7 protein-coding genes, 2 tRNA genes, 2 rRNA genes and 1 riboswitch are annotated in these 13,300 nt (G+C 52.7%); of the genes, 2 read left to right on the forward strand and 9 right to left on the reverse strand.

Features of this window, described 5'->3' with window-relative positions:
* Nucleotides 1–35: 35 nt before the first annotated feature.
* The 6 genes from LDB27_RS20895 to btuB form a co-directional block, all read right to left on the reverse strand.
* Nucleotides 36–3,042 (reverse strand): 23S ribosomal RNA (locus tag LDB27_RS20895).
* A 182-nt stretch (nucleotides 3,043–3,224) separates the two neighbouring features.
* Nucleotides 3,225–3,300, reverse strand: a tRNA-Ala gene (locus LDB27_RS20900).
* A 111-nt stretch (nucleotides 3,301–3,411) separates the two neighbouring features.
* Nucleotides 3,412–3,488, reverse strand: a tRNA-Ile gene (locus tag LDB27_RS20905).
* Nucleotides 3,489–3,557: 69 nt separating this feature from the next.
* A 16S ribosomal RNA gene (locus tag LDB27_RS20910) occupies nucleotides 3,558–5,099 on the reverse strand.
* The 16S and 23S rRNA genes sit together here with 2 tRNA genes alongside, the layout of an rRNA operon.
* 378 nt (nucleotides 5,100–5,477) lie before the next feature.
* Nucleotides 5,478–6,329 carry a glutamate racemase gene (murI, locus tag LDB27_RS20915; RefSeq protein ID WP_225519895.1) on the reverse strand — a complete coding sequence of 284 codons (852 nt, stop codon included), beginning with the start codon at nucleotides 6,327–6,329 and terminating at the stop codon, nucleotides 5,478–5,480.
* Nucleotides 6,274–8,118 carry a TonB-dependent vitamin B12 receptor BtuB gene (btuB, locus tag LDB27_RS20920; RefSeq protein ID WP_000591409.1) on the reverse strand — a complete coding sequence of 615 codons (1,845 nt, stop codon included), beginning with the start codon at nucleotides 8,116–8,118 and terminating at the stop codon, nucleotides 6,274–6,276. Before btuB ends, murI begins: the two co-directional genes overlap by 56 nt.
* Nucleotides 8,119–8,183: 65 nt before the next feature.
* A riboswitch (cobalamin riboswitch) is annotated at nucleotides 8,184–8,377 on the reverse strand.
* A 114-nt stretch (nucleotides 8,378–8,491) separates the two neighbouring features.
* Between btuB and trmA the strand changes: the two genes are divergently transcribed.
* Nucleotides 8,492–9,592, forward strand: a complete 1,101-nt coding sequence (gene trmA, locus LDB27_RS20925; RefSeq protein WP_000186979.1) for a tRNA (uridine(54)-C5)-methyltransferase TrmA — start codon at nucleotides 8,492–8,494, stop codon at nucleotides 9,590–9,592.
* 46 nt (nucleotides 9,593–9,638) lie between these two features.
* Here trmA and LDB27_RS20930 read toward each other — a convergent pair whose 3' ends face one another.
* Entirely contained in the window at nucleotides 9,639–9,998 is a 360-nt protein-coding gene (locus LDB27_RS20930; protein WP_000813838.1) for a YijD family membrane protein, read from the reverse strand.
* Between the two features lie 15 nt (nucleotides 9,999–10,013).
* Nucleotides 10,014–10,649, reverse strand: a complete 636-nt coding sequence (gene fabR / locus LDB27_RS20935) for an HTH-type transcriptional repressor FabR (protein ID WP_000971958.1) — start codon at nucleotides 10,647–10,649, stop codon at nucleotides 10,014–10,016.
* Between the two features lie 198 nt (nucleotides 10,650–10,847).
* Between fabR and sthA the strand changes: the two genes are divergently transcribed.
* Nucleotides 10,848–12,248 carry a Si-specific NAD(P)(+) transhydrogenase gene (gene sthA / locus LDB27_RS20940; RefSeq protein ID WP_001120789.1) on the forward strand — a complete coding sequence of 467 codons (1,401 nt, stop codon included), beginning with the start codon at nucleotides 10,848–10,850 and terminating at the stop codon, nucleotides 12,246–12,248.
* On the opposite strand, the gene oxyR is transcribed toward sthA, so the two are convergent.
* Nucleotides 12,231–13,148 (reverse strand): DNA-binding transcriptional regulator OxyR, encoded by a 918-nt coding sequence (oxyR, locus tag LDB27_RS20945; protein ID WP_001025919.1) that lies wholly within the window; start codon nucleotides 13,146–13,148, stop codon nucleotides 12,231–12,233. The genes sthA and oxyR overlap by 18 nt on opposite strands.
* Between the last annotated feature and the right edge of the window lie 152 nt (nucleotides 13,149–13,300).

Here is a 13,300-nt window from a genome sequence, read left to right on the forward strand (position 1 = left end):
TCATCTCTCAACCGCCAAAACATCTTCGGCGTTGTAAGGTTAAGCCTCACGGTTCATTAGTACCGGTTAGCTCAACGCATCGCTGCGCTTACACACCCGGCCTATCAACGTCGTCGTCTTCAACGTTCCTTCAGGAGACTCTAAGTCTCAGGGAGAACTCATCTCGGGGCAAGTTTCGTGCTTAGATGCTTTCAGCACTTATCTCTTCCGCATTTAGCTACCGGGCAGTGCCATTGGCATGACAACCCGAACACCAGTGATGCGTCCACTCCGGTCCTCTCGTACTAGGAGCAGCCCCCCTCAGTTCTCCAGCGCCCACGGCAGATAGGGACCGAACTGTCTCACGACGTTCTAAACCCAGCTCGCGTACCACTTTAAATGGCGAACAGCCATACCCTTGGGACCTACTTCAGCCCCAGGATGTGATGAGCCGACATCGAGGTGCCAAACACCGCCGTCGATATGAACTCTTGGGCGGTATCAGCCTGTTATCCCCGGAGTACCTTTTATCCGTTGAGCGATGGCCCTTCCATTCAGAACCACCGGATCACTATGACCTGCTTTCGCACCTGCTCGCGCCGTCACGCTCGCAGTCAAGCTGGCTTATGCCATTGCACTAACCTCCTGATGTCCGACCAGGATTAGCCAACCTTCGTGCTCCTCCGTTACTCTTTAGGAGGAGACCGCCCCAGTCAAACTACCCACCAGACACTGTCCGCAACCCGGATCACGGGTCCACGTTAGAACATCAAACATTAAAGGGTGGTATTTCAAGGCCGGCTCCATGCAGACTGGCGTCCACACTTCAAAGCCTCCCACCTATCCTACACATCAAGGCTCAATGTTCAGTGTCAAGCTATAGTAAAGGTTCACGGGGTCTTTCCGTCTTGCCGCGGGTACACTGCATCTTCACAGCGAGTTCAATTTCACTGAGTCTCGGGTGGAGACAGCCTGGCCATCATTACGCCATTCGTGCAGGTCGGAACTTACCCGACAAGGAATTTCGCTACCTTAGGACCGTTATAGTTACGGCCGCCGTTTACCGGGGCTTCGATCAGGAGCTTCGCTTGCGCTGACCCCATCAATTAACCTTCCGGCACCGGGCAGGCGTCACACCGTATACGTCCACTTTCGTGTTTGCACAGTGCTGTGTTTTTAATAAACAGTTGCAGCCAGCTGGTATCTTCGACTGACTTCAGCTCCATGAGTAAATCACTTCACCTACGTGTCAGCGTGCCTTCTCCCGAAGTTACGGCACCATTTTGCCTAGTTCCTTCACCCGAGTTCTCTCAAGCGCCTTGGTATTCTCTACCTGACCACCTGTGTCGGTTTGGGGTACGATTTGATGTTACCTGATGCTTAGAGGCTTTTCCTGGAAGCAGGGCATTTGTTGCTTCAGCACCGTAGTGCCTCGTCATCACGCCTCAGTGTTAAAGTGAACCGGATTTACCTGGAACACACACCTACACGCTTAAACCGGGACAACCGTCGCCCGGCCAACATAGCCTTCTCCGTCCCCCCTTCGCAGTAACACCAAGTACGGGAATATTAACCCGTTTCCCATCGACTACGCCTTTCGGCCTCGCCTTAGGGGTCGACTCACCCTGCCCCGATTAACGTTGGACAGGAACCCTTGGTCTTCCGGCGAGCGGGCTTTTCACCCGCTTTATCGTTACTTATGTCAGCATTCGCACTTCTGATACCTCCAGCAACCCTCACAGGCCACCTTCGCAGGCTTACAGAACGCTCCCCTACCCAACAACGCATCAGCGTCGCTGCCGCAGCTTCGGTGCATGGTTTAGCCCCGTTACATCTTCCGCGCAGGCCGACTCGACCAGTGAGCTATTACGCTTTCTTTAAATGATGGCTGCTTCTAAGCCAACATCCTGGCTGTCTGGGCCTTCCCACATCGTTTCCCACTTAACCATGACTTTGGGACCTTAGCTGGCGGTCTGGGTTGTTTCCCTCTTCACGACGGACGTTAGCACCCGCCGTGTGTCTCCCGTGATAACATTCTCCGGTATTCGCAGTTTGCATCGGGTTGGTAAGCCGGGATGGCCCCCTAGCCGAAACAGTGCTCTACCCCCGGAGATGAATTCACGAGGCGCTACCTAAATAGCTTTCGGGGAGAACCAGCTATCTCCCGGTTTGATTGGCCTTTCACCCCCAGCCACAGGTCATCCGCTAATTTTTCAACATTAGTCGGTTCGGTCCTCCAGTTAGTGTTACCCAACCTTCAACCTGCCCATGGCTAGATCACCGGGTTTCGGGTCTATACCCTGCAACTTAACGCCCGGTTAAGACTCGGTTTCCCTCCGGCTCCCCTATTCGGTTAACCTTGCTACAGAATATAAGTCGCTGACCCATTATACAAAAGGTACGCAGTCACCCCACCACTAAGCCCCCTCTGCTTCTTTTGAGGTTGAACGTCGCTTTCGCTCCGTTAACCGTATCCTCAGCAAAGGATGCGTATGTGGAGTTCACCACTGGCTTAGTGGTGGGGCTCCCACTGCTTGTACGTACACGGTTTCAGGTTCTTTTTCACTCCCCTCGCCGGGGTTCTTTTCGCCTTTCCCTCACGGTACTGGTTCACTATCGGTCAGTCAGGAGTATTTAGCCTTGGAGGATGGTCCCCCCATATTCAGACAGGATACCACGTGTCCCGCCCTACTCATCGAGCTCACAGCACATGCGCTTTTGTGTACGGGGCTGTCACCCTGTATCGCGCGCCTTTCCAGACGCTTCCACTAACACACATGCTGATTCAGGCTCTGGGCTCCTCCCCGTTCGCTCGCCGCTACTGGGGGAATCTCGGTTGATTTCTTTTCCTCGGGGTACTTAGATGTTTCAGTTCCCCCGGTTCGCCTCATTAACCTATGGATTCAGTTAATGATAGTGTGACGAGTCACACTGGGTTTCCCCATTCGGAAATCGCCGGTTATAACGGTTCATATCACCTTACCGGCGCTTATCGCAGATTAGCACGTCCTTCATCGCCTCTGACTGCCAGGGCATCCACCGTGTACGCTTAGTCGCTTAACCTCACAACCCGAAGATGTTTCTTGTGATTCATCATCGTGTTGCGAAAATTTGAGAGACTCACGAACAACTTTCGTTGTTCTGTGTTTCAATTTTCAGCTTGATCCAGATTTTTAAAGAGCAAAACTTCGCAGTGAACCCTTTCAGGTACACTCTGAAGTATTTTTTCGTAAACACTCACGAGATGGTGGAGCTATGCGGGATCGAACCGCAGACCTCCTGCGTGCAAAGCAGGCGCTCTCCCAGCTGAGCTATAGCCCCATCGTGTAGTCAGAACCTCTTTACCGATAATTTTTCCTGAGACAAGGCGTGGAATAACGAAGCATACATCAGTATGTGAGTTATTTCACAACGCAGTATTCAGGGAAAATTTGGTAGGCCTGAGTGGACTTGAACCACCGACCTCACCCTTATCAGGGGTGCGCTCTAACCACCTGAGCTACAAGCCTGTAGAGGTTTTACTGCTCGTTTTTCATCAGACAATCTGTGTGAGCACTGCAAAGTACGCTTCTTTAAGGTAAGGAGGTGATCCAACCGCAGGTTCCCCTACGGTTACCTTGTTACGACTTCACCCCAGTCATGAATCACAAAGTGGTAAGCGCCCTCCCGAAGGTTAAGCTACCTACTTCTTTTGCAACCCACTCCCATGGTGTGACGGGCGGTGTGTACAAGGCCCGGGAACGTATTCACCGTGGCATTCTGATCCACGATTACTAGCGATTCCGACTTCATGGAGTCGAGTTGCAGACTCCAATCCGGACTACGACGCACTTTATGAGGTCCGCTTGCTCTCGCGAGGTCGCTTCTCTTTGTATGCGCCATTGTAGCACGTGTGTAGCCCTGGTCGTAAGGGCCATGATGACTTGACGTCATCCCCACCTTCCTCCAGTTTATCACTGGCAGTCTCCTTTGAGTTCCCGGCCTAACCGCTGGCAACAAAGGATAAGGGTTGCGCTCGTTGCGGGACTTAACCCAACATTTCACAACACGAGCTGACGACAGCCATGCAGCACCTGTCTCACAGTTCCCGAAGGCACCAATCCATCTCTGGAAAGTTCTGTGGATGTCAAGACCAGGTAAGGTTCTTCGCGTTGCATCGAATTAAACCACATGCTCCACCGCTTGTGCGGGCCCCCGTCAATTCATTTGAGTTTTAACCTTGCGGCCGTACTCCCCAGGCGGTCTACTTAACGCGTTAGCTCCGGAAGCCACGCCTCAAGGGCACAACCTCCAAGTAGACATCGTTTACGGCGTGGACTACCAGGGTATCTAATCCTGTTTGCTCCCCACGCTTTCGCACCTGAGCGTCAGTCTTTGTCCAGGGGGCCGCCTTCGCCACCGGTATTCCTCCAGATCTCTACGCATTTCACCGCTACACCTGGAATTCTACCCCCCTCTACAAGACTCAAGCCTGCCAGTTTCGAATGCAGTTCCCAGGTTGAGCCCGGGGATTTCACATCCGACTTGACAGACCGCCTGCGTGCGCTTTACGCCCAGTAATTCCGATTAACGCTTGCACCCTCCGTATTACCGCGGCTGCTGGCACGGAGTTAGCCGGTGCTTCTTCTGCGGGTAACGTCAATTGCTGCGGTTATTAACCACAACACCTTCCTCCCCGCTGAAAGTACTTTACAACCCGAAGGCCTTCTTCATACACGCGGCATGGCTGCATCAGGCTTGCGCCCATTGTGCAATATTCCCCACTGCTGCCTCCCGTAGGAGTCTGGACCGTGTCTCAGTTCCAGTGTGGCTGGTCATCCTCTCAGACCAGCTAGGGATCGTCGCCTTGGTGAGCCGTTACCTCACCAACAAGCTAATCCCATCTGGGCACATCTGATGGCAAGAGGCCCGAAGGTCCCCCTCTTTGGTCTTGCGACGTTATGCGGTATTAGCCACCGTTTCCAGTAGTTATCCCCCTCCATCAGGCAGTTTCCCAGACATTACTCACCCGTCCGCCACTCGTCAGCGAAGCAGCAAGCTGCTTCCTGTTACCGTTCGACTTGCATGTGTTAGGCCTGCCGCCAGCGTTCAATCTGAGCCATGATCAAACTCTTCAATTTAAAAGTTTGATGCTCAAAGAATTAAACTTCGTAATGAATTACGTGTTCACTCTTGAGACTTGGTATTCATTTTCGTCTTGCGACGTCAAGAATCCGTATCTTCGAGTGCCCACACAGATTGTCTGATAAATTGTTAAAGAGCAGTGCCGCTTCGCTTTTTCTCAGCGGCGCGGGGTGTGCATATTACGCTTTCCCGCTTCAGAGTCAAGCGTTTATTTTCGCTTTTCTCCGTGAGGTTCTGGTCTGAACCCCGCTGACCCGGCGGCCTGTGTGCCGTTGTTCCGTGTCAGTGGTGGCGCATTATAGGGAGTTATTTCTGCCTGACAAGAGGAAATTTAAAATAATTTCTCAAGTGCCTGGTATTTACCCAAAACGCCATTAAACCGCCAGTTTTTCGAGCGTTTCAAAGCCATGACGCTGTAAAACGGGTAATAATTGTTCAGCTCCTGGCGTCATTGCCATGCAATAAGCAATATTGGCATCGGTTGATTTTGCATCCGGCGCTTCATGTTCCAACAGCCAGGCTGTACGACGCGCTATCGCCGCGCCGGAATCCACTAACCGCGTCCCTTCGGGCAGGACTTGCAAAAGCTCGTCCCGTAATAGAGGGAAATGCGTACACCCCAGAACGACCGTATCAGGCGGCTCCGGCATTCGTAGCCATGGGCGTAATATGCGGCGCAGCTCTTCCAGCGAGACCGAGTCGCCATGTAATTTAGCTTCCGCCAGTTCCACCAGTTCTGCCGACCCCAACATCGCTATCTGACATTCATTGGCGAAGCGCGCAATCAGCTCGTGAGTATAAGGACGTTTGACCGTCGCTCTCGTCGCCAGTAGCCCGACGACGCCATTGGCGGTCAGCCGCGCCGCTGGTTTAATCGCAGGCACAACGCCCACTACCGGGAAGGCAAACTTTTCACGTAATGCGGGAAGTGAGACCGTACTGGCGGTATTGCAAGCAATCACCGCCAGTGAAAGGGGATAGCGCTGCTGTACCGCAGTCACAATCTCGACAACGCGCTCGACGATAAACGTTTCGCTCTTTTCCCCGTAGGGGAAAGCCACGTTATCGAAAGCATATATATAGTGGAGATCCGGCAGGAGCCGCCGAATCTCATCATAGACCGACAATCCACCGACGCCGGAATCAAATACCAGCACGGTGGGACGTGGTTCAGAAGGTGTAGCTGCCAGACAAGGTGTATTCTCGTCCTGCAGTTTGGTAGCCATAAACTGTCTCGTAATCTTTGTCGAACAGGTTGGCTATTTTACCACGAACTGTCAGATGTGAGGTGACCGGATATGCAACCGTAAGATCCCATAAACTGACGCCGCCCATTTTTACTGTCCGGTATGGGTAAGCGGAGTAGTCCGAATCATAGCGGGAACCAAGGTATTGATATGTCACCCCCCAGTCAAAATCGTAAACGTCCCAGTCAAGTTGATATTTTGCCATCTGTTTGGAACGCCGGGGTAATGGCGTATCAGTAATCGCATTACGCGCATCAACGTAATCATAACTGACCGTATGCGTTAACGGTCCGGTATCGAAATTCGCCGTCGCCTCAATACCTTTAATGCGCGCCTTGCCTTCGTTGTAATATTTTTGCAGATGATCGTCATAATCGATCATGTCATTAATATCGTTACGATAACCTGAAATACGCCAGCTGACGCCAGCGGTTAGCCCTTCAAATGCGCCTTCCCACTGTTTACTCTTTTCAGGATTCAGGTTCGGATTACCATAATAACCATACAGTTGGCCCAAATTAGGCGCTTTGTAGGAGGTTCCGTAGGAGGCAATAAAGCGATAACCTTCTATAAACTCCCATCCCGCGCTGGTTTGCCATGTACCATGACGACCAAACTGGGAGTTGTCATCACTGCGCGCCGCCGCTTCCAGAGTGAAGTCACCCAATTGTTGTAATCCTGTCAGGTAAACCCCAGTATTACGCTGGTCATATCCCTCGGGCACATAGCCGGTACCTGGCGTGGTAGTCTGTTTCTGCCAGTCTACGCCCGCCCCAACATTACCGTGCCCCACGACCACACTGTTGGTCCATTGAACATTGTACTGTTTCATCTCATCCAGCGTGGCGGAGGTATCATACCGGCCATAGTGCGGATCATAGTTGTAATCTTTACTGTGGCTATAGCTTGAAACCAGCTGAGACTGAATACGTTCGCCATTAAAGCGCAGCCCGGCGTCCCAGCTTTGGCTATAAAGTTTGCGTGTATCAATCAGCGGCGAGCCCGGCGAGTAATAGGCGTCGTAATCGGTACGGTTATCGTAGCCATAACCACGCACGAATCCGCTCCAGCGCTCAGAAAAGGTATGCTCTAACGCGCCATAAAGCGTTTTACTCAAAAAGCCGTCCCGGTCAGGCTGCGCCTGCATCCCGGTACCGCCTTTCGCTACCACGTCAAACCCTTTGGTGTATTCGTAATCGCCGATCAACGTCGCCCGCGTGTTTTCGCCAAGTTGCTGTTGCGTCGAGATGTCGTAATTCTGGTAGCTATTGCTTCCCCACCCAGCGGTTAATTCTGTGCCTGGGTTATCGCGCGTCGTAATGATATTCACTACGCCGCCGATAGCATCGGAACCATAAATAGCGGAGCGCGGACCGCGAATATATTCAATGCGCTGTACCAGCGACACCGGGAACTGGCTGAGATCGGCGGACCCGCTCACGCCTGCTAAATTCAGACGCACGCCGTCAATCAATACCAGTACATGGCTGGAGTTGGTGCCGCGAATGAAAATGGAGGAGTTTTGTCCGGCGCCGCCGCTCTGCGCAATATCGACGCCAGGCAAACGGCGCAGAACATCATTTACGGAGGTCGATTGCCAGCGTTCAATATCCTGACGCGTCACGATGGTAACGGGCGCCAGAACCGCGCTGCGCGGCTGCTGAAAACGGTTGGCGGTGACAACCAGGGTATCCGGGCTAGTGTCCTGCGCCCAAGCGGAAAAGGCCGTGACGGAGAACGCCGTCAGCAGCGTAGCTTTTTTAATCATTGTAAAGCATCCACAATATAAGAAGGATGCCGCAGGCTTCATCGATAGTACGCGATGATGAAAAACCAGATGCGACGTTAGCCGGCAGGTCTTCGGGCTTGGAGGGTTATCCGTTGGCTGGATAGCAGAAATGATGACTTCCCGCCGGAGGCAGTGTCTGCTTACGCTCTCATCTCACCTTTCCTTACCGCTGCGCGTCAGCTCCAGATTTTCACTGGATTCCCTATTAACTCACAGGACCGGCCCACGGATGCTACCGTCTGTCACAACACCCTGTCCAGACCGCGCATCACAAATCAGAAATCATCAATAGCTGGACATCCACTGAGCAATCCCTACAATCCCCGCGTACTTTTATTATTCAGGATGCGATATGACCCCCGAACATCTTCCGACAGAACAGTATGAGGCGCAGCTGGCCGAAAAAGTGGCGCGCTTGCAGAGTATGATGGCGCCGTTTTCTGGCCTGGTTCCGGAAGTATTTCGCTCGCCGGTCAGTCACTATCGTATGCGTGCGGAATTTCGCCTGTGGCATGACGGCGATGACCTGTACCACATTATGTTTGATCAGCAGACCAAAAGCCGGATTCGCGTTGACACCTTCCCGGCGGCCAGCCAACTGATTAATACCTTAATGAAGGCGATGATTGCCGGCGTGCGCGATAATCATGCACTGCGGCATAAGCTGTTCCAGATCGATTATCTCACGACCTTGAGCAACCAGGCGGTAGTGTCGTTGCTGTACCATAAGAAGCTGGACGAAGAGTGGCGTGAAGCCGCCACTGCGTTACGCGATGCTTTACGCGCGCAAGGTCTGAACGTACACCTGATTGGCCGGGCCACTAAAACTAAAATCGAATTGGATCAGGATTATATTGATGAGCGTCTGCCTGTGGCAGGTAAAGAGATGATCTACCGCCAGGTCGAAAACAGCTTTACGCAGCCAAACGCCGCCATGAATATTCAGATGTTAGAGTGGGCGCTGGAGGTGACGAAAGACTCAAAAGGCGATCTGCTTGAGTTGTATTGCGGCAACGGCAATTTTTCTTTAGCGCTGGCGCGCAATTTTGACCGCGTGCTGGCAACCGAAATCGCCAAACCGTCCGTCGCTGCCGCACAGTACAATATTGCCGCTAATCATATTGATAATGTACAAATTATTCGCATGGCGGCGGAAGAGTTTACCCAGGCGATGAATGGCGTTCGTGAGTTTAACCGCCTGCAGGGGATCGACCTGAAGCGCTATCAGTGCGAAACCATTTTTGTCGATCCGCCGCGCAGCGGTCTGGACAGCGAAACGGAAAAAATGGTGCAGGCTTATCCACGTATTCTGTACATTTCCTGCAATCCGGAAACGTTGTGCAAAAACCTGGAAACGTTAAGCCAGACGCACACGGTGTCTCGCCTGGCGCTATTCGATCAGTTCCCGTATACGCATCATATGGAATGCGGGGTATTACTCACCGCAAGGTAAAATGTACGTCGGATGGCCGGTTATACCGCCATCCGGCATTCGCACACTATTCCGCGGTGTCCTGCTTGCGGTTACGCAGTTTAAAGCCAATCCAGAATACCAGAATCACCGACAGCACCGCCGGGAAGAAATTAGAGCCAATATCCGGATATTCTGCACGCACGACGGTGCTATACAGTAAAACGCCAAGAATGAAACAAGCGGCGGCCAACCCCGGCAAACCTACCGGCATAGTACGATTTTGGTAGCGCTGATGCAGGCAATATACCGTCAGCACCAGCGAGATAACCGGGAATACGGAGAACGGCACAATAGCGCTAAACAGCGCCGCGAATGTGCCGTTAATCGATAAGCCAGCGATGAGCGCCAGCAACAGCGTACCTTTATCTTGACCTGACTGTTTCATTACTCGTCCTTCACGTTATTCGGAATGATGTGCTATTTTCTCTTGCTCACGGCGATACCAGTAATACGCCCCTTTCGCAATCATGCGCAGTTGCAATACCAGCCGCTCTTCTAATTGCCGACGCTGTTCAGCGCCGATGTCCAACGCCTCTGCGCCCGCGCTAAAAACAATAGTCACCATCGCTTCGGCCTGGGCTTCAGTAAACGCGCGCGGCATATGGTTTTCGAGTTCCAGATAGTCGGCAAGTTCCGCAATAAAATGCTGAATCTCCCGCGCGACGGCGGCACGAAACGCCGCTGAAGTGCCGGAACGCTCGCGCAACAACAGACGGAAGGCGTTGGGGTTGTTGCCGATAAACTCCATAAATGTGGAGACCGACGTGCGAATGACGCTGCCGCCTTTCGCGATGCGCTGTCGCGCCTGACGCATCAACTGACGCAGCATCAGACCGCTTTCATCCACCATCGTCAGACCGAGTTCATCGACATCGCGAAAATGACGGTAAAACGACGTTGGCGCAATGCCCGCTTCACGCGCCACCTCACGCAAACTCAGGCTGGCGAAACTCCGCTCAGCGCTCAGTTGGCTGAATGCGGCTTCCACCAGCGAACGCCGGGTTTTTTCTTTTTGTTGCGCTCTAACACCCATCACAATGTCTGAATCCTTCCATATGCCTTATTCGGCACTATACCAGAGAATAAAAGTAACGGGTTCACACTGGATTGTGAATGATTGTTTACAGACAGTTTGTGCTCCGGCTTCGCAAAAAAGCACAACGATAATTGGGTTAAAGCTGGGCAAATGTTATCATCGTGTTTATTTTATGTATAAAAACAGGTGAGTAATACCATGCCACATTCCTGGGATTATGATGCAGTCGTCATAGGGTCAGGCCCCGGCGGTGAAGGCGCTGCAATGGGTCTGGTTAAGCAAGGAGCACGCGTCGCGGTGATTGAGCGTTATCATAACGTTGGCGGCGGATGTACCCACTGGGGCACCATTCCATCCAAAGCCCTTCGCCACGCCGTCAGCCGCATTATTGAATTTAATCAAAACCCGCTCTATAGCGACCACTCCCGTCTCCTTCGATCTTCTTTCGCCGATATCCTTAATCATGCCGATAACGTGATTAATCAACAAACGCGTATGCGTCAGGGGTTTTATGAGCGTAACCACTGTGAAATCTTGCAGGGCAACGCCCATTTTATTGACGAACATACCCTGGCGCTGGAATGCCATGACGGCACGGTTGAAACCCTGACGGCAGAAAAATTTGTTATTGCCTGTGGTTCGCGTCCTTACCATCCCAATGATGTGGATTTCTCGCATCCGCGCATTTATGACAGCGACTCAATCCTGAGTCTCCACCATGAACCGCGCCACGTTATTATTTACGGCGCCGGCGTTATCGGCTGCGAATATGCGTCCATCTTCCGCGGTATGGATGTGAAAGTGGATCTGATCAACACCCGCGATCGCCTGCTGGCCTTTCTCGATCAGGAGATGTCCGACTCTCTCTCTTACCATTTCTGGAATAGCGGCGTGGTTATTCGCCACAATGAAGAGTATGAGAAAATCGAAGGCTGCGATGATGGCGTCATCATGCACCTGAAATCCGGTAAAAAACTGAAGGCTGACTGCCTGCTCTATGCTAATGGCCGTACCGGTAACACCGATTCGCTGGCGCTGGAGAATATTGGTCTGGAAACAGACAGCCGTGGACAGCTCAAAGTCAACAGTATGTACCAGACCGCCCTGCCGCACGTCTATGCGGTGGGCGACGTGATTGGCTATCCCAGTCTGGCCTCCGCCGCCTACGATCAGGGGCGTATTGCAGCGCAGGCGCTGGTGAAAGGCGAAGCGACCGCGCATCTTATCGAAGATATCCCCACCGGGATTTATACCATTCCGGAAATCAGTTCTGTCGGCAAAACCGAGCAGCAGTTAACGGCAATGAAAGTGCCTTACGAAGTGGGCCGCGCGCAGTTTAAGCATCTGGCGCGAGCGCAAATCGTCGGCATGAACGTCGGCACGCTAAAAATTCTCTTCCACCGCGAAACCAAAGAAATTCTGGGGATTCACTGCTTTGGCGAACGCGCCGCCGAAATTATTCATATCGGCCAGGCGATCATGGAGCAGAAAGGTGGCGGTAACACCATTGAATACTTCGTTAACACCACCTTTAACTACCCAACCATGGCGGAAGCTTATCGGGTTGCGGCGTTGAACGGCTTAAACCGCCTGTTTTAACGCCTTGTCGAAATGGCCATCCATTGCGCCACGGATGGCCTCTGCCAGTTGCTCATAACGGCTACGCAGCGGCGATCCCGGGCGATAAACCAGCCCCACGGTACGACGCGGCTCCGGCTTAATGCATGGCAGATAAACCACGCCGTCGCGCTTACGCTCCTGCGGTACGGCCAGCGCGGGGAGTAGTGTAATACCACTGCCCGCCGCCACCATGTTGCGCAGCGTTTCCAGACTGGTCGCCCGGAAATGGGTATCTTCATCCGCTCCCGCTTCAAAACAGAACCCCATCGCCTGATCGCGCAGACAGTGGCCATCTTCCAGCATCAGCAATTTCTCGCCCGCCAGGTCGGACATCGGCACGCGATCGCGATTCGCCCACGGATGATCCTCATAAATAGCCAGCATCATGGGCTCATCAAACAGCGGCACTTCGATAAACGCCTCGCTCTCTTTCACCAGCGCCAGAATAGCGCAGTCAAGCTTGCCGCTATCGAGTTGCGCTAACAACTGATGCGTTTGCGCCTCATGCAGATACATTTCCAGCTTCGGGAAAGTCTGGTGCAACATTGGAATGATAAGCGGCAGCAAATAGGGACCAATCGTTGGGATTAAACCAATATGCAGCGGGCCGGACATCGTCTCGCCTTGTTGGCTTGCCATCTCCTTGAGCACCTTGACCTCACGCAGTACGGTACGCGCCTGATCCACCAGCAGTAAGCCCGCCTGGGTAAACAGCACCTTACGGCTCGTACGCTCCAGCAGCATAACGCCCAGCTCATCTTCCAGCTTACGTATTTGCCCACTAAGGGTTGGCTGGCTGACGTGACAGGAGTCCGCCGCTCGCCGGAAATGGCGATGTTCGGCTAACGCCACCAGATATTCAAGATCACGAATATTCATTATTCATCCTCCGTCGCCACGATAGTTCATGGCGATAGGTAGCATAGCAATGAACGATTATCCCTATCAACCTTTCTGATTAATAATACATCACAGAACGGAGCGGTTTCTCGTTTAACCCTTGAAGACACCGCCCGTTCAGAGGGTATCTC

It is taken from the genome of Salmonella sp. JXY0409-18 (assembly GCF_020268625.1).
Lineage (GTDB): Bacteria > Pseudomonadota > Gammaproteobacteria > Enterobacterales > Enterobacteriaceae > Salmonella > Salmonella enterica.